Here is a 17,454-nt window from a genome sequence, read left to right as displayed (position 1 = left end):
TCCTAACCCTTCGCGTCTAAGAACCTTCCCCACAAGAAGGTAAAAAGCACCTTCTGTGGGAAAGAACCTTAACCGTCAGGGCTAAGCAGTCGCCTCCGCTTTATATGTTACCTACGTTTTCTGCTTAGTCCCATTGCGTTTTCTACTTTGCGTAGTTGTTTGAATGCGACGCGGTTTGCTTTTTCTGCACCTTTGTCTAGGATTTCGTCTAGTTCTGGTGAGTTGATTAGTTCGTTATATTTGTCTTGAATTGGACGAATAGCTTCTACGACTACTTGCGCTAGGTCGCCTTTGAAGTCGCCGTATCCTTTTCCTTCGTACATTGCTTCGATTTCTTCAACTGTTTTTCCAGAGAATGAAGAGTAGATTGTTAATAAATTAGAGATACCAGGTTTGTTTTCCTTATCAAATTTCACAATACCTTCAGAGTCAGTTACAGCACTCTTAATTTTCTTTTCAATTGTTTTTGGCTCATCAAGCATACTAATCATTGATTTTGGATTCGGATCAGATTTACTCATTTTTTTCGTAGGCTCTGTTAATGACATAACGCGAGCTCCTACTTTTGGAATGCGAATTTCAGGCATTGTGAAGATTTCGCGGTAACGTTTGTTGAAACGCTCTGCTAAGTCACGTGTTAATTCGATATGTTGCTTTTGGTCATCACCAACCGGCACGATTTCAGTGTTGTAAAGTAAAATATCAGCAGCCATTAATGGTGGATACGTAAGTAATCCAGCTGGAACTGAATCTCTACCAGAAGCTTTATCTTTATATTGCGTCATACGTTCTAATTCTCCAACGTAAGCAACAGATTGCATGATCCATCCTAGTTGAGCGTGTGCTGGTACTTCTGATTGTACAAATAAAGTAGCTTTTTCAGGATCGATGCCGCATGCTACATAAAGTGCAGCAAGACTGCGGATGTTTTTACGAAGCCCGACGGGATCTTGAGGTACTGTAATCGCATGTTGGTTTACAATACAGAAATAACAGTCGTGTTCATTTTGAAGCTCTGTAAACTGCTTCATTGCTCCTAAATAGTTTCCAAGTGTAATCGTTCCACTTGGTTGAATACCAGAAAAGATAACTGACATAAGTAATTCCTCCTAAAATAGAATGCGTGATGTGGGGAAGAGAAGGCAAACAAAAAAGCCCATTCATCCCAAAAAACTATAGGGACGAATGGACCGTGGTACCACCCTAATTATTTCACTACTGTGAAATCTCTCTAATCCATAATAACGTTTGGATATAACGCCAAAGCCTACTACTTTCGGTTCGGTTTGGTGCTCAAAAGCCCATTCCATACTGTACAATTACTTGTTCACACCAACCACAAGCTCTCTGAAATTGCCTCAATATGTACTCTTCTTTATCATCGCATACATATAAATTTATTTATTGTTACTTGAGCTCTTTTAATATGAAAGAACTAAAGTTTTATAACAAAATGTTTTGCTGATTATTATATCATATGGGATAGTGTTTGCAAACTACATCAAAATAGTAAAGCTAATGAGGGTCGAGAACAACCCAAGGAAGATACCTGTAATACAAATTGGATATGTCCATTTGAATGAATATGTTTTATAAATACGTTCTTTCTTATCTGTAGGTTCCTCGACTTCTTCAATTAAAGAGTCAATCTTTTTGTTCGTACCAAATACTCTTTGGAATGCGTAAATGGTTACATTGAAAAAACCATTTTGAAATATGTATAAAAAACCGCCGATAAGAATAAAAAACAGTGCAATATAAAACAAAATGTTGACAAAGTTCAACAAAAATTGAGATGAAATGAGGAATGCACCAATACTAGAAGCAATCATCGCTATAAAAATTAGTATACAAGTATGAAAAAAAACTTTATTCAAAATATTCCCCTCCGTCAAAATATTACTATAATTATTATACTATAAAAGCTATAATAAGTACTAGGATTAATTTTTTGAAAATTATACGCAATTAAAGGTCTGATTTTAAGATGATGGTAGCAATGTTAATGTATCCCTTTACGAAAAATTAAAAATATAAATATTTTATTAAAAATTTTAACAAAAAAACAAAAAACTATATTCACAATTGTTATATTATATGTATAATGAAAATTGTAGAAACTTGGAGATTATTCTTTCAATTCTACTTTTTAACAAGTGAGGGTACAGGAAGTGCAATTAGGGGAGGCAACACAACATGAAGAAAAAGATACCGTTATTACTTGCATCAACTTTAACTGCAAGTATGTTGCTTAGCGCGTGTAGCTACCAAAAAGATGACGCAAAAGCAAAAGGGAAAGAGAACGCTACGAGTAGTAGTAACGGAAAACAGATTCTTAATTTAACAGAGTTATCTGAAATTCCGTCAATGGATGCATCATTAGCATCTGATTCTTCATCTTCTACAGCATTAAATAATACGATGGAAGGTTTATATCGTATTGGCAAAGATCAAAAGAGAATGCCTGGAGTTGCAGAAGATGTCGAAAAGCTAGATGATGGGAAGAAATACATATTTAAATTAAGAAAAGATGCGAAATGGTCGAATGGGGAACCTGTAACAGCTAAAGATTTTGTGTATTCATGGAAAAGAGCAGTAAATCCAGATACAAAAGCAACGTATTCGTACATTATGTTCGATATTAAAAATGCAGAGAAAATTCATAAAAAAGAATTACCTGCTGACCAATTAGGTGTAAAAGCGATTGATGATTATACATTAGAAGTAGAATTAGACAATCCCGTTCCTTACTTTATCGATTTAACAGTTTATCCAGTATTTTACCCACTAAATGAAAACTTTGTAAAAGCACAAGGTGATAAATTTGGTTTAGAGGCAAATACAACATTATATAACGGTCCATTCGTTATGAGTGATTGGAAACATGAACAAAGTTTCCAATTCAAGAAGAATCCTTCATATTGGGATAATAAAACGGTTAAAATCGAAGAAATCAACTTTAATATTGTAAAAAATACAGCAACTGATGTAAATTTATATGAGACAAACGCGATTGACCGAGCGGCTTTAACGTCTGAATTTGTTGATAAGTTTAGAAAAAGTCCAGAGTTCCAAACAAGAAAAGAAGCAGGGGTTGCTTACTTAAGATTTAATCAAAGTAATCAGTACTTAAGTAATAAAAACTTAAGAAAAGCAATTTCAATGTCCTTTGACCGTGATAACATTGCAAAAGTTATTTTAAATAACGGTGCAATTGGAGCTTACGGATTTGTTGGAAAAGATTTCGCTGAAGGTCCGAATAAAAAAGATTTCCGAGCTGAAAATGGAAAGCTAGTTGAAACAAATCCAAAAGAAGCGAAAAAGCTTTGGGAAACAGCGAAGAAAGAGCTTGGAACTGATAAAATCGAACTAGAATTCTTAAACTTTGATAATGAAGATGCTAAAAAGGTTGGGGAATTCTTAAAAGGTGAGATGGAAAAGAACTTACCAGGTTTATCAATTAAAATTAAACAGCAACCATTCGCACAAAAAAATAAATTAGAAGATTCTCAGCAATATGATATTGCGTTTGGTATTTGGGGACCAGATTTCCCAGATCCAATCTCATATTTAGATATGTTTGTTACGAATGGTTCTCAAAATAAAACAGGGTATTCTAATCAGAAATATGATGAGTTAATCCTAAAAGCTAAAACAGATACAAAAGATTTACAAGCTCGCTGGGACAACCTTCTAGAAGTAGAGAAGATGTTAATTAAAGAGGATGCAGTTATCACTCCAATCTTCCAAAAAGGTTCAGCGTATGTAGTAAAAGGTGCCGTAAAAGATATTATCCCAATTAACTATGGTGGTAAATTAACTTACAAATGGGCATCTGTTGAACAAAAATAATCTTTTTTTCCATCGTTTACAAGGGTATATGCCTATGATGGGCATATGCTCTTATTTTAAAAAAATAAAAGTAAGAATATTTTAAACTATCTTATTGCTTTTGAGAAAAACGGGGAGGTGCTTGATATGGGACGTTATGTATTAAAACGTTTCGTGTACATGGCTTTGACATTATTTTTAATTACTACAATGACTTTCTTTTTGATGAAATTACTTCCGGGTTCTCCGCTTAAAAACCAGGAGAAGCTATCACCGGCACAAAAAGAAATCATTCTTGAAAAATACGGATTGAATGATCCGGTACCAGTTCAATACGCACGTTACTTAGGTAACCTAGCAAAAGGTGATTTAGGGGTATCATTCCAATATGATAACCGCCCAGTAACAGACATGATTGTGGATCGTATTGGACCATCAGCCCAATTAGGTTTACAAGCGATTATATTAGGAACATTTATCGGTTTAATTTTAGGTATTGTTGCCGCACTTCGTAATAATACGTGGGTAGATTATAGTGCAACAGTTATTTCGGTACTCGGAATGTCGGTACCATCATTCGTATTCGCCGCATTACTGCAATATTTCGTAGGGGTAAAACTTGGCTGGTTCCCAGTAGCATTCTGGAAAGGACCAGAGTTTACTGTAATGCCTACAATTGCATTATCGATGGGAGTTATTGCAACAATCGCACGTTTCTCTCGTGCAGAATTAATTGAAGTTATGCAAGCCGATTACATTTTAACAGCGAAAGCGAAAGGAATTAGCCAAGGCGTTATCATTGTCAAACATGCACTTCGTAACGCGTTAATTCCAGTTGTAACAATTTTAGGACCAATGGTTGCGGCATTAATTACAGGAACACTTGTTATCGAGCAAATTTATGCTGTACCAGGACTTGGGGAACAATTCGTTAAATCGATTACTTTAAATGACTATACAGTTATTATGGGAACTACGATTTTCTATAGTGCAATCTTCATTTTAGTTATTTTCATTGTCGATATTTTATACGGAATTATTGATCCTCGTATTCGTTTAGCGGGAGGGAAAAAATGATGAAAGATGTACAAAAATTATCTCCAGATTTATTTCAACAAGCCAATCAAAATAATGTTGATAATGAAGTCATTGCCCGTCCAAGCCTAACGTTTTGGCAAGATGTAAGAAGACGTTTATTCCAACATAAAGGTGCGATGCTTGGCCTTGTATTATTAGTTATCATTGCACTATTAGCGATTTTTGGACCGATGGTAAGTAAACACTCGTATAAAGAGCAAGATTTAGGTCGAGCGAAATTACCACCAAAAATTCCAGTTATTGAAAATGTTCATTGGTTACCATTTGACGGTACAGATCAATATGGTGTTGACCAATATGAAAAACGTGATATTAAAGAGTACTTCTGGTTTGGTACAGATGATCTTGGCCGTGACTTATGGACAAGAACATGGGAAGGTACACGCGTATCATTATATATCGCTCTTTTAGCAGCAGCAATTGACTTAGTAATTGGGGTTGCATACGGAGGTATTTCAGCATTCTACGGCGGTAGAGTAGATAACATTATGCAACGTATTATGGAGATTATTAACGGTATTCCATACTTAATCATCGTTATTTTAATGGTAATCATTATGGGATCTGGTATTTGGTCAATTACACTCGCGATGGCGATTACAGGTTGGATAGGGATGTCGCGTATTGTTCGTGGACAAATCTTAAAGTTAAAAAACCAAGAATATGTATTAGCATCTCGTACATTAGGTGCAACAAATACACAATTAATTGTGAAACATTTAATTCCAAACGTAATGGGACCTATTATCGTAATGACAATGTTTACAATTCCATCAGCGGTGTTTGGTGAAGCGTTCTTAAGTTTCATCGGTTTAGGAATTCAGCCGCCATTTGCGTCACTAGGTTCTCTTGTAAATGATGGTTATAAATCTATTCAAACGTATCCGCATATGATGTTCATCCCTGCGGTTGTCATCAGTATATTAATTTTAGCGTTTAACTTAATGGCAGACGGATTACGCGACGCGTTAGATCCAAAAATGCGTAAGTAAAAGAGGGGAGAGGCAAAGATGAAAACATTGTTAGAGGTAAAAGATTTACAAGTCTCCTTTGATACACATGCAGGTGAAGTACAAGCTGTACGCGGCGTTACTTTTGATTTGAAAAAAGGAGAAACATTGGTGATTGTAGGAGAATCTGGTTCAGGGAAATCAGTTACTTCTAAAGCGTTAATGGGATTAATTCCGAATCCTCCTGGACGCATTAAAAATGGTGAAATCGTATTTGAAGGTCGTGACTTAACGAAATTAACAGAAAAAGAAATGCAGCAAGTACGCGGTAAAGATATCGCGATGATTTTCCAAGATCCAATGACATCATTAAACCCAACGATGACAATTGGAAATCAAATTATGGAAGGTCTAATTAAACACCAAGGGATGAGTAAAGCAGATGCACGTAAAGTTGCTTTAGAATTAATTGACCTTGTAGGTATTCCAAATCCAGAAGCTCGTTTAAAACAATATCCTCACCAATTCTCAGGTGGTATGAGACAGCGTGTAGTTATTGCGATGGCGTTAGCTTGTAACCCGAAATTATTAATTGCCGATGAGCCGACAACAGCGCTAGACGTTACGATTCAGGCGCAAATTTTAGAACTTATGAAAGACATTCAGCAAAAAACAGAAGCAGCAATCATTTTCATTACGCATGACTTAGGTGTAGTAGCAAACGTTGCGGACCGAGTGGCAGTTATGTACGCTGGTAAAGTTGTTGAAATTGGAACTGTAGATGAAATTTTCTACAATCCGAAACATCCATATACTTGGGGTTTAATCGCATCTATGCCAAGTTTAGATGGTTCAGAAGAAGAGTTATATGCAATCCCTGGAACGCCTCCAGATTTATTGAAGCCACCAAAGGGAGATGCTTTTGCACCACGTAACCCGCAGGCACTGAAAATTGATTTTGAAATGGACCCACCTTTATTTAAAGTAAGTGATACGCACTATGCGGCAACTTGGTTACTTCACGAGCAAGCTCCAGAAGTAAAACCGCCAGCAGTCGTTGAAAAACGCATTCTTCAAATGAAAGCAGGTGAACAACATGACTAAACAACGTGAGAAATTAATTGAAGTAAAAAATGTAAAGCAGCACTTCGACGTGAGTGGTGGTGTTGTCAAAGCGGTTAATGATATTTCATTTGATATTTACCGCGGAGAAACATTTGGTCTTGTAGGAGAATCAGGTTGTGGTAAATCGACAACTGGAAGAACGATTATTCGTTTATATGATGCAACTGCTGGTGAAGTATTGTTCGATGGTGAAAACGTACATGGTAAGAAATCACGCGCAGAACTGAAGAAATTCAACCGTAAAATGCAAATGATTTTCCAAGATCCATACGCATCATTAAATCCTCGTATGACAGTAGGGGATATTATCGCAGAAGGTATTGATATTCACGGATTAGCGAAAAGTAAAAAAGAGCGCATGGACCGTGTTCATGAACTATTAAACACAGTTGGTTTAAATAAAGAGCACGCAAACCGTTTCCCACACGAATTCTCAGGTGGACAACGTCAGCGTATCGGTATCGCTCGAGCGCTTGCTGTAGACCCAGAATTTATCATTGCCGATGAGCCGATCTCAGCACTTGACGTATCGATTCAGGCGCAAGTTGTAAACTTACTGAAAAAGTTACAAAAAGAAAAAGGTTTAACATACTTATTCATCGCCCATGATTTATCAATGGTAAAATACATTAGTGATCGTATTGGTGTAATGTACCGTGGCCAAATCGTTGAGTTAACAACAAGTGATGAATTATATGCGAATCCAATTCATCCATATACGAAATCACTATTATCAGCGATTCCACTTCCAGATCCAGATTATGAGCGCAATCGTAAACGTATCGTATATGATCCATCACAGCATAATTATGGTAGTGAAGCACCAACAATGCGTGAAATTCGCCCAGGACATTTCGTACTATGTTCGGAAGCGGAGTACAAGAAATATAAAGAGATTTATCAATAAGAAAAAGAGCCATTCTTCTGTTATGGAAGGATGGCTCTTTTTCTACTATATAAAAGAATTGTATACATTTGTCGGTCAGTCGATATATTTAAAGAATCGCCGATATAAATCTCATGTATCATTAGTGATATCCATATGCAAAATTACTGAACTTGAACAGAAACATTCTCCTCTTGTTCTTCAGGTTTAACAAGTGCATAACGCTCCCATGCTCTACTTTTCCAGCGGAAGAACATAATAATGGCACGTGTCCATTCGTCGATGGCGATTGCTAGCCAAATACCAACGAGCCCCATATCTAAATGAAAGGCGAAAAAGTAACCTAGTGGTAAACTCATTAACACCATAGAGAATGCACCGATTAAAACAGGATATTTTGCATCACCAGCTGCACGAAGCGAATTAATGATGACGATGTTCATCGTACGTCCCGTTTCAAGTAGTACACTTAGTAAAAGAACACTTGCGCCTAACCCGATAATGTACGGATTATCTGTAAACAGTCCCATTAATTGTGTACGGAATGTAATAACGAGAGCGACCATACATAAAGTTACACCAATCGCCCATTTTACACTTTTCCACAAGCGTTCGTATGCTTCATCTTTTTCGCCACCACCAACGAGGCGGCCAATAATAATGGCTGTTCCCATACCAATTGCAATAGCGAATAAATAAGTGAACATAGAAATGTTCGTAGCGTATTGTCTAGCCGCTAACGATTCCGTTCCTAAATATGTTGCATAGTATAAGAAGACAATTTGACAAGCTTGATACATAACTTGCTCAAAAGCAGATGGAATCCCGATTTTTAAAATTTTCCCGATATATTCTTTTGATAAGGTAAAATAATATTGTAATTTTACACGATATTCCATAACGCGGTATAGTAACCAGAAGAAAACAATAAGTGCTATAAGTCGGCTGACAGCAGAAGAAATGGCAGCCCCTTGTACACCGAGCTCAGGGAAACCAAATTTCCCGAAAATGAGTACGTAGTTTCCAGCGATATGAATCATATTCATTCCGAGTGAAATAAACATCGCTTGCTTTGTAAAACCGTGTACACGGATAATTGCGGCTAATGAGTTAATAATAGCTTGTAGGAAGATGGCTCCTCCGACGATAGATAAGTAGTTTTGCGCATACGTTAGTACATCGCCTTGTAAGTTCATTGCGAGCATCATATGTTTCGAAAATAAAAGAAAACCAGCGCTTATAACGAGCCCAACTATTAAATTTAATGTGACGGCTAATGCTGATATTTTAGATGCTTCCATAAAGCGTTTGGAACCGAGGTATTGAGATACGACGATAGCTGCGCCGTTCCCGATGACTTCTAGTACCAAAATAGCGATATGGAGGTATTGATTCGCTGCACCAACCCCAGATACAGCATCGTCTGATAATGCACTTAACATGAAAGTATCAGCGATCCCCATTAACATAAAAAGAAAAACTTCTAGAAAAATAGGCCATGTTAATAAGAATAAACTTAATTTCTCAGTAGGCCCGTTTTTTGCCTGAATTGCTGCCATGTCCGTCCCCTCTTTACCGATATCTATTTTTAGCAAAATGTATCGTAACATACTTTCTTAACCTTTGCACTCATTTTAGCCTACATATTTTTATTATGAAGAGAGTGCTATTTTATGATAAAAACAAAAGGATAATTATACATAAAGTATTATGAGATATAAAATTCATTTTTCTCTGATAATTTAGAAAAGTATAAAAATGTTGTTTTTAACACTTTAGTAAGAATAATCAGCAATATGAAACGTTTACAAAGATTTATTTTTTAACAGGAAATTTTAATGAAATAGAAATATAAATATACAAAAAATATATTTGTGTGTATAATATGAATTATTAGAACATATATATATTTCTTTCTGTTTGAAAATGAAAGGGCTAACATTTTTGTGGAGGGTGGAAGTATGAAAAAAAAGATGCCAGTTTTTGTAGTATCAACAGTAGCAATGAGCATGATGTTAGGGGCATGTAGCTACCAAAAAGATGAACCGCAAGCGAACGCAAAAGGGGATGGCGGGAAAAGCGGTGCGAAGCAAGTTATTAACTTAATTGAAACGCAAGAAATTCCAACGATGGATCCAGCGTTATCAGCTGATGCAGTTTCTTCAAGAGTAATGGGTAATACGATGGAAGGCTTATACAGTTTAGGAAAAGATGATAAGCTAGTTCCTGGTGTAGCGAAGGAATTCCAAAAATCAGAAGATGGTAAAAAATATACATTTAAATTACGTGAAGACGCAAAATGGTCAAATGGTGATCCTGTGACGGCAAAAGATTTCGTATACGCATGGCAAAGAGCGATTAACCCAGATACAGCTGCGAAATCAGCGTACATTATGTATGATATAAAAAATGCAGAGAAAATTAATAAAAAAGAGATGAGTCCGGATCAATTAGGGGTAAAGGCGATTGATGATTATACATTAGAAGTGGAATTAGATAATTCAATTCCATACCTTGTAGATTTAATGGTATATCCAATCTTCTATCCTGTGAATGAAAAGTTTGTGAAAGAGCAAGGTACGAAGTTTGGTTTGGAAGCGAATACAACGCTTTATAACGGACCATTTACATTAAGTGATTGGCAACATGAACGTAGCTTTAAAATGACAAAGAGCGCGTCATATTGGGACAATAAAGAAGTGAAGATTGAAGAAGTAAACTTTAATATTGTAAAAGATACATCTACGCCAATTAACTTATATGAAACAAATGCAATTGATCGAGCGTCGTTATTAGCGGAGTTTATTGATAAATATAAAGGAAAACCAGATTTCCAAACAGTAGAAGATACATCTGTATTCTTCCTTCGTTTAAATCAAAAAGATCCAGCTTTAGCAAATAAAAATATTCGTAAAGCAATTTCACTTGCTTTTGACCGTAAGCCATTCGTGGATACATTATTAAATAACGGTTCTAAGCCAGCAACAGGATTAATTCCTGATAACTTCATTAAAGGACCAGATAAAAAAGATTTCCGTGCTGTAAACGGGGATATTGTAAAACCAAACGTGAAAGAAGCGAAGAAATATTGGGAAGCTGGTAAAAAAGAACTTGGTAAAAATGAAATCGAATTAGAATTATTAAATGAAGATGTAGAGTTATCAAAGAAAACTGGTGAATATTTAAAAGGTGAATTAGAAAAGAATTTACCAGGTTTAACAGTAAAAATTAAACAACAACCATTCGCACAAAAACTAAAATTAGAAGATGCGGGCGATTATGTCATGTCATTCTCTGGATGGAGTGCGGACTTCCCAGATCCAATTACATATCTTGATATGTTTGTAACAGATGGGTCACAAAATAAGATGAAGTACTCTAATCCAAAATACGATGAAATCATTATGAAGGCGAAAAAAGATGGAAGCGATGTAAATGCTCGTTGGAAGAACTTATTAGAAGCAGAAAAAATGTTACTTGATGATGCTGCGATTGTTCCAGTATATCAACGTGGTAGAGCATATTTACAAAGAGATTCAATTAAAAATATGTATAACCATAAATATGGCGGCGATTTAAGCTTTAAATGGGCGTCAGTAGAGAAATAAGAAAAAAAGCAGGCGATCGCCTGCTTTTTTTTAATACGTTCGTTTCTTATAAATGCCTTTTCCGCCAACTTGGTTCCAGCCAGATTGTACACCCAAACTTTTGTTAACAAACTTCATTTTTTCTTTTCCACCAAAGAGCTTTTCGCCGATGCTATTTGTAATGACACCAATCAATGCTGTTATTCCGATGATGAGGGCAGCAACCGTAATAAAATCAATAAAAAAAGCAATCATTTGAAAACTCCCCCTTTGCCTGTCTGTATGTTTATTGTATGAGATAAAAAATGAAAAAGAAAGAAATGTCAGAAAAATATTTAATTTACTTTAGAAATCGTGTAGACAGGAGGGAGGATATTTGTTAAAATAAGAACAAATGTTCCTTTTTATTCTCATTTGTATAGTCTTACATTTCTTAATTGATTTATCAAGAAAAAGTAAGAAAACGTTCTCTTTTTCATAGGGAAGATTATAGATAAATAACTATATATTATATGAAAAATCTATGAGAAGTGAGTAGTAAAAGGATTGAAAGTTATTGTTAAAGTACAGCTGAAGTGAGCGTAATCATGTTACATAGCAGTGAAATGCACGGAAGAGTTTTCTCAACTAGCAGGAAATTTACTGTATATTTCTTGCAAAATCTATTGTATAATGATTATAGAAGTTACTTATTAAAAGTAATTGTTGTTTATTATAAGTTGTTGCTTACATGAAATGCGATTTTTGTACTTTTCAATAAGACAAGTTATCGCGAAAAATTGCTGAAGTTAGAAATTAAAACTGTATTTAGTACAGAATTTGTACTCTTTAAGGAGAGTGAGCTTTGTATGGTAACATTATATAGTTCTCCAAGCTGTACGTCTTGTAGAAAGGCGAAATTATGGCTAGAGGAAAATCATATTCCCTATACAGAACGTAATATTTTCTCAGATCCATTAACGATTGAGGAAATTAAAGAGATTTTACGTATGACAGAAAGCGGAACGGATGAGATTATTTCTACTCGTTCGAAAGTTTTCCAAGAATTGAATGTAAACTTAGAGTCTTTACCACTTCAAGATTTATATAAGATGATTCGTGACTATCCAGGGATTTTACGTCGTCCAATTATGATTGACGAGAAACGCCTTCAAGTTGGTTACAACGAAGACGAAATTCGTCGTTTCTTACCACGTACAGTAAGAACGTTCCAATTACGTGAAGCACAACGTCTTGTAAATTAATTATAATAATATGAAAACCTTCTACCTATTATATAGTAGAAGGTTTTTTTTAATGTTTCACATTGCGTAATCGAACTTGTTGTACGATAAAGCCGATGCATAAAATAGTGAAAATGAACAAATAAGGAATGCTTGTAGTGAAACTTGGATTGTTATGAAAAAAGGTTGCAAGTCTGTCTTCATGTGTAACCATTTTTCCTGCAGTATAGGCAAGAATCGCTGCCCCGCAATAAATGAGGAATGGAAATCGTTCCATAAGTATTAAAATAAGTTTGCTGCCCCAAATAATAATCGGGATAGAAATGAGTAAGCCGATTATGACGAGTAAAAATCTCCCGTGAGCTGCACCTGCAATGGCAATAACATTATCAAACCCCATAACGAGATCCGCGAAAACAATTGTCCGCACAGCTTGAAATAAAGTTGTTTTTCCTTGAATAGAAGAAAGATCGTTGCTATTATCGGTTAATAAATTGACTGCAATTAATGTAAGTAAAACCCCGCCAATCAATTGTAGAAATGGAATGTCGAGTAAATAGACAGCTAGTATAGTAAGGATGATTCTTAGTACAATCGCTAAAAGAGTACCGATCAAAATAGCCTTATTTCGTTTCGATTCAGGTAAATTTCGGCTAGCTAGTGCGATGACGATTGCATTGTCACCACCTAATACAACATCGATACCGACAATCATTAGTACGGATGTTAAAAACTCTAAGTCCATTCGTCTGCCTCCATTTATGATGTTTTAATAAGCGAACTATATGTATGTGATGAAGAAAGTTGTTGTTAAATAATCTCTTCTAATAGAAGTTTCACTTTATTACAGTGTACGGGGGAATGTGGAAATGTATGTCCAAATTTTTTGTAAGTAAGAAATCGCTATAATAATATATTTATGTAGTTTATCGAGGAAAGATAGGCATATAACTATTTTTGTAAAATAAATCGATTTTATTTCCATTCTGGAGAATCTTATCATAAAATGAGAGTACAAGGATCTATTGATTTGTCATATGAGTGGGGAATCCCTTCATAACAATTCTAAGCAGGAAGGGAGAGTTGTATTTTGGATATTGAAAGAATTAATGATCATACGATGAAATTTTTTATTACGTACATTGATATAGAGGATAGAGGATTTAATCGTGAAGAAATTTGGTATGATCGCGAACGAAGTGAAGAGCTCTTTTGGGAGATGATGGACGAAGCTCGTGATCATGACGATTTCTTTATTGATGGACCGTTATGGATTCAAGTGCAAGCAGTCGATAAAGGGATTGAAGTACTTGTCACGAAAGCAGAGCTTTCAAAGGACGGACAAAAGCTGGAACTACCGATAGGGGTAGACAAAATTATAGATATTCCTCTAGATGAAGGCATCGAATCATTATTCCAACAAGAATTAGTCGAAGAGGTAGAAGAACAAACAGGAACAAACTTTAATGAAGATGGTACGTTTGGCTTTTTAATTAAATTTAATGATTTTGAAGATGTCATTTCATTAAGTCATCGTCTTATCTTTGAAGATATAAAAGATGAGCTGTATTCATTTGAGGACCGCTATTATGTATATGTGGAATTCGATGAAGTGCTACATGATGAAGAAGAAATCGATCGTATTTTAAGTATTATTTTAGAATATGGAGAAGAATCAACTTTAACAATTCATCGTGTAAGTGAGTATGGAAAACAAATTGTGAAAGAGCATGCGCTTGAAACGATTCGCAATAATTTTCCTGCTAAAACGTAGGCCGATTTCTGTAGTATGAAATCGGCTTTTTATATGAAGAATAGGAAAGCTTTCTTAGTTAGGAGGTAAGAGATGAAAAATACGTTAAAGCTGATTTTCTTTATACTGCTATTGTTCGCATTATTTGTTTCGTTACGTATGTTTATTGATGTAGCATTTTATTCAGATGTGATTGGGATAAAAGATGTTTCGATTTTAGGTATTATTAGTATTTTATTTACAGTATCTGCGTTTTTAATTGGTTGCGTTATTTTCTTAGAAAATCGACATCCATCTAAAACACTTACATGGTTAATTGTTTTAGGGATTTTTCCGGTATTTGGTTTCTTTGCTTATTTATTATTTGGACAAAATTTTCGAAGAAAAAGAATGTTCCAAAAGAAGGCGTTACTTGATGAACAGGCGTTTTTACAATATAAAGGGCATGAAGATTACGAAGAACGAATTTTACGCAATCATAAGCATCAAGAACTGTTATTTCGTTTAGCGGATCGATTAGGAGCTTTAAATATTTCATTTCAAACTGAAACGAGGACATTAACAAATGGAGATGAAACGTTTCGGGCTATTTTAAATGGGTTAAAACGAGCGAAACATCACATTCATATGGAATATTACATTGTGCGTGATGATAAATTAGGAACAGAAATTAAAGATATTTTAATACAAAAATCGAAAGAAGGCGTTGTTGTTCGCTTTTTATATGATGCGGTTGGAAGTTTTAAGTTATCGAAATCGTATATTGAAGAATTAAACGATGCAGGTGTAGAAATGATTCCATTCTTTCCTGTGCGCTTTCCGATTTTAAACGATAAGATTAATTATCGAAATCATAGGAAAATTGTTGTGATTGATGGGAACGAAGGGTTTGTAGGCGGATTAAATATCGGTGATGAGTATTTAGGGAAAAATAAATATTTTGGCTTTTGGCGAGATACGCATTTGTATTTACGTGGTGAAGCGGTTCAAAGTTTACAACTTATTTTCCTTCAAGACTGGTTTTATATGACTGGAGAGGCTGTGCTAGCCCCTGAATATTTACAAGCAAAAGCAGTTGAGGGTGATCATTGGGGAGGAGTGCAGCTAGTTGCAGGTGGCCCCGATAATAAGTGGGAAACGATTAAGCATTTATATTTCGCAATGATCGCTTCTGCTCGGAAATCAATTTGGATTGCAACGCCGTATTTTATTCCGGATGATGATATTTTATCCGCATTAAAGGTTGCTGCACTTGCTGGTATTGATGTTCGTTTATTAATGCCGAGTAAACCGGATAAGCGTACTGTCTTTTACGCATCGAGATCGTACTTCCCAGAGCTTTTAGATGCAGGAGTAAAGATATATGAATACGAAAAAGGTTTTCTTCATAGTAAAATTGTCATCGTTGATTCTGATTTAGCTTCAATTGGGACAGCTAATATGGATATGAGAAGTTTTCATTTGAATTTTGAAGTAAATGCCTTTTTATATGATACAGATAGCATTCGAAAACTTGTTCAAGACTTTAAAGATGATTTAGAAGAATCAAGTGAAATTCATGGTGATCATTTTCATAAAAGACGTCTTCATAGACGAATTGTTGAATCAACGTACCGATTATTATCACCTTTATTATAAAAAGAGATGTCCGAAATTGGGACATCTCTTTTTTAAAAGGAATTTGTAACAAATTGTAGAATATAAGGAGCTGAAAGGGTGTGATTACGATATTTATCGCTAAAAGAGAAAACGGTGAAAAAATTCATTTACTCTATAATTGTAATGAAGAGCTTTTGCGCCGTATGCGTCAACAAGAACGATTCTTTTGTGTAGCTTGCGGAAAGGAAGTGCAAATGAAATTAGGGAAACAAAAAAGTTGGCATTTTGCTCATAAAAAAGTGGATTCATGTCTTGCCTTTTATGAAGCGGAATCAAAGTATCATATGCATGGTAAAGAATTGTTATATAGATGGTTCAAACGTCAAAACTTTCAGGTGGATATAGAGTACTACCTCCCAGAAATTAAGCAACGACCAGATGTTTTTGTAGAGAGGGCGGGTAGAAAAATTGCAATTGAATACCAATGTGCAAACCTCGCTATAGAGCAGCTGTACAAAAGAACATATTCGTATTGGCAAGCTGGTATACAGGTCATTTGGATCGTTGGTGGAAATCAATTGAAAAAGCAATCTGCATATTGGATGAAATTTTCCTCACTTATGGCTTTCTCCTTACAATCTTATCCTCAGCCACTTCTTATTTTCTTCTGTCCGAAACAAAAATCATTTATGAAATGTGCATTTGTCACTCCCTTTTCTACAAATGTTTTTTTCTCACATACTATATATTTACCAACTGATGCGACTACTTTTGAAATGCTTTTTTCTCCTGTTCCTTTCGGGAAAGAAAGATTGGGTGAAGAGTGGAAGAAGAGAAAGAAAAACTTTCGCCAAAATGCCTTACCGATTTGGAATTATAATTATAAGTCATTATTACGCCTCTTATATCAATTTAAATGTACCCCAGCGAGCTTTCCTTCTGAAATTGGTGTTCCACTCCCTTCTGCATTTGCTTTTCAAACAAACCCATTTATATGGCAAGCTTTTCTATATATGAAGTGTATAGGGGAGCTTGCAGTGGGAGAGTGTATTTCTCTTCAATACGTGTGTAGTTATGTAAAAAGGTATACGAAAAGGCGGATACTTCCGTACTTTTCGCAGCACATATGGAAAATGGCAGTTACTGAATATATGACATTTTTATGCTATATAGGTGTTTTACGTAAAGTGGGAACTTATACGTACCGAAAAATAAGGGATGCCGTGATGTTAAAAACAGAGGAGGAAATTATGAAACATGATGAGATTTGCTTAATACATGCGCTATCTTTATTTGAGGCAAATTTTAACATGAGAGGAGGAAAAGCGGATATAATAAAGAATGATTGTGAAGGAATTACATAAGAAAAAAACGAATTGTACTTAAGTAGAGATATTTAAAG

15 protein-coding genes and 1 other annotated feature are annotated in these 17,454 nt (G+C 35.2%); of the genes, 10 read left to right on the top strand and 5 right to left on the bottom strand.

The genetic code is table 11. The annotated features are described in order from the left end of the window. Positions 1-107: 107 nt before the first annotated feature. On the bottom strand, positions 108-1,097 hold the full coding sequence (gene trpS / locus MR168_RS06305) for a tryptophan--tRNA ligase (RefSeq protein ID WP_000110982.1): 990 nt from the start codon (positions 1,095-1,097) through the stop codon (positions 108-110). Between the two features lie 77 nt (positions 1,098-1,174). After that, positions 1,175-1,391, bottom strand: a binding site (T-box leader). Between the two features lie 105 nt (positions 1,392-1,496). Continuing rightward, positions 1,497-1,877 (bottom strand): DUF3899 domain-containing protein, encoded by a 381-nt coding sequence (locus MR168_RS06300; RefSeq protein WP_001044997.1) that lies wholly within the window; start codon positions 1,875-1,877, stop codon positions 1,497-1,499. A 319-nt stretch (positions 1,878-2,196) separates the two neighbouring features. On the opposite strand from MR168_RS06300, the gene MR168_RS06295 reads away from it, so the two are divergent. The 5 genes from MR168_RS06295 to MR168_RS06275 all read left to right on the top strand — a co-directional run bounded on the left by MR168_RS06295 (position 2,197) and on the right by MR168_RS06275 (position 7,911). Then, on the top strand, positions 2,197-3,852 hold the full coding sequence (locus tag MR168_RS06295) for a peptide ABC transporter substrate-binding protein (protein WP_000727217.1): 1,656 nt from the start codon (positions 2,197-2,199) through the stop codon (positions 3,850-3,852). A 126-nt stretch (positions 3,853-3,978) separates the two neighbouring features. Then, positions 3,979-4,908 (top strand): oligopeptide ABC transporter permease, encoded by a 930-nt coding sequence (opp3b, locus tag MR168_RS06290; RefSeq protein ID WP_000534172.1) that lies wholly within the window; start codon positions 3,979-3,981, stop codon positions 4,906-4,908. After that, positions 4,905-5,921: an oligopeptide ABC transporter permease gene (gene opp3C / locus MR168_RS06285; RefSeq protein WP_000974106.1), complete on the top strand. Its 1,017-nt coding sequence runs from the start codon at positions 4,905-4,907 to the stop codon at positions 5,919-5,921. The genes opp3b and opp3C overlap by 4 nt, the downstream gene beginning before the upstream one ends. Positions 5,922-5,939: 18 nt before the next feature. Next, positions 5,940-6,983: an ABC transporter ATP-binding protein gene (locus MR168_RS06280; RefSeq protein WP_242291205.1), complete on the top strand. Its 1,044-nt coding sequence runs from the start codon at positions 5,940-5,942 to the stop codon at positions 6,981-6,983. Continuing rightward, on the top strand, positions 6,976-7,911 hold the full coding sequence (locus MR168_RS06275) for an ABC transporter ATP-binding protein (protein WP_000166348.1): 936 nt from the start codon (positions 6,976-6,978) through the stop codon (positions 7,909-7,911). Before MR168_RS06280 ends, MR168_RS06275 begins: the two co-directional genes overlap by 8 nt. A 143-nt stretch (positions 7,912-8,054) precedes the next feature. On the opposite strand, the gene MR168_RS06270 is transcribed toward MR168_RS06275, so the two are convergent. Continuing rightward, entirely contained in the window at positions 8,055-9,500 is a 1,446-nt protein-coding gene (locus MR168_RS06270; RefSeq protein ID WP_002164600.1) for an MATE family efflux transporter, read from the bottom strand. A gap of 351 nt (positions 9,501-9,851) precedes the next feature. On the opposite strand from MR168_RS06270, the gene MR168_RS06265 reads away from it, so the two are divergent. Continuing rightward, the gene (locus MR168_RS06265; protein WP_242291204.1) at positions 9,852-11,498 is read left to right on the top strand and encodes a peptide ABC transporter substrate-binding protein; all 1,647 of its coding nucleotides are present in this window, start codon (positions 9,852-9,854) and stop codon (positions 11,496-11,498) included. A gap of 30 nt (positions 11,499-11,528) precedes the next feature. On the opposite strand, the gene MR168_RS06260 is transcribed toward MR168_RS06265, so the two are convergent. Then, positions 11,529-11,732, bottom strand: a complete 204-nt coding sequence (locus MR168_RS06260; protein ID WP_000559972.1) for a hypothetical protein — start codon at positions 11,730-11,732, stop codon at positions 11,529-11,531. A gap of 593 nt (positions 11,733-12,325) precedes the next feature. Here MR168_RS06260 and spx point away from each other — a divergent pair. Next, positions 12,326-12,721 carry a transcriptional regulator Spx gene (gene spx, locus MR168_RS06255; protein WP_000258267.1) on the top strand — a complete coding sequence of 132 codons (396 nt, stop codon included), beginning with the start codon at positions 12,326-12,328 and terminating at the stop codon, positions 12,719-12,721. 49 nt (positions 12,722-12,770) lie between these two features. On the opposite strand, the gene MR168_RS06250 is transcribed toward spx, so the two are convergent. Next, positions 12,771-13,445, bottom strand: coding sequence for a TerC family protein (locus MR168_RS06250; protein WP_000362607.1), 675 nt, complete (start codon positions 13,443-13,445; stop codon positions 12,771-12,773). Between the two features lie 345 nt (positions 13,446-13,790). Between MR168_RS06250 and mecA the strand changes: the two genes are divergently transcribed. The 3 genes from mecA to MR168_RS06235 all read left to right on the top strand — a co-directional run bounded on the left by mecA (position 13,791) and on the right by MR168_RS06235 (position 17,416). Further along, on the top strand, positions 13,791-14,474 hold the full coding sequence (mecA, locus tag MR168_RS06245) for an adaptor protein MecA (RefSeq protein ID WP_000350713.1): 684 nt from the start codon (positions 13,791-13,793) through the stop codon (positions 14,472-14,474). 72 nt (positions 14,475-14,546) lie between these two features. Beyond that, complete coding sequence (locus MR168_RS06240; protein WP_000799194.1) at positions 14,547-16,091, top strand: cardiolipin synthase; 1,545 nt, start codon at positions 14,547-14,549, stop codon at positions 16,089-16,091. Between the two features lie 80 nt (positions 16,092-16,171). Beyond that, positions 16,172-17,416, top strand: a complete 1,245-nt coding sequence (locus MR168_RS06235; RefSeq protein WP_000628315.1) for a competence protein CoiA — start codon at positions 16,172-16,174, stop codon at positions 17,414-17,416. The last annotated feature ends 38 nt before the right edge of the window (positions 17,417-17,454 follow it).

This window comes from Bacillus cereus group sp. BfR-BA-01356 (assembly GCF_022663635.1).
Taxonomy (GTDB): Bacteria; Bacillota; Bacilli; order Bacillales; family Bacillaceae_G; genus Bacillus_A; species Bacillus_A cereus.
The sequence above is the reverse complement of the archived record's forward strand: the minus strand, read 5'-3'. Positions and strand labels throughout refer to the sequence as shown.

Excerpts from the sequence above, each read along its gene's own strand:
- MR168_RS06250 (WP_000362607.1), bottom strand. The coding sequence starts at position 13,445 with ATGGACTTAGAGTTTTTAACATCCGTACTAATGATTGTCGGTATCGAT.
- trpS (WP_000110982.1), bottom strand. The coding sequence starts at position 1,097 with ATGTCAGTTATCTTTTCTGGTATTCAACCAAGTGGAACGATTACACTT.
- MR168_RS06260 (WP_000559972.1), bottom strand. The coding sequence starts at position 11,732 with ATGATTGCTTTTTTTATTGATTTTATTACGGTTGCTGCCCTCATCATC.
- MR168_RS06265 (WP_242291204.1), top strand. The coding sequence starts at position 9,852 with ATGAAAAAAAAGATGCCAGTTTTTGTAGTATCAACAGTAGCAATGAGC.
- opp3C (WP_000974106.1), top strand. The coding sequence starts at position 4,905 with ATGATGAAAGATGTACAAAAATTATCTCCAGATTTATTTCAACAAGCC.
- MR168_RS06275 (WP_000166348.1), top strand. The coding sequence starts at position 6,976 with ATGACTAAACAACGTGAGAAATTAATTGAAGTAAAAAATGTAAAGCAG.
- MR168_RS06270 (WP_002164600.1), bottom strand. The coding sequence starts at position 9,500 with ATGTTACGATACATTTTGCTAAAAATAGATATCGGTAAAGAGGGGACG.
- spx (WP_000258267.1), top strand. The coding sequence starts at position 12,326 with ATGGTAACATTATATAGTTCTCCAAGCTGTACGTCTTGTAGAAAGGCG.
- opp3b (WP_000534172.1), top strand. The coding sequence starts at position 3,979 with ATGGGACGTTATGTATTAAAACGTTTCGTGTACATGGCTTTGACATTA.
- MR168_RS06240 (WP_000799194.1), top strand. The coding sequence starts at position 14,547 with ATGAAAAATACGTTAAAGCTGATTTTCTTTATACTGCTATTGTTCGCA.
- MR168_RS06280 (WP_242291205.1), top strand. The coding sequence starts at position 5,940 with ATGAAAACATTGTTAGAGGTAAAAGATTTACAAGTCTCCTTTGATACA.
- MR168_RS06295 (WP_000727217.1), top strand. The coding sequence starts at position 2,197 with ATGAAGAAAAAGATACCGTTATTACTTGCATCAACTTTAACTGCAAGT.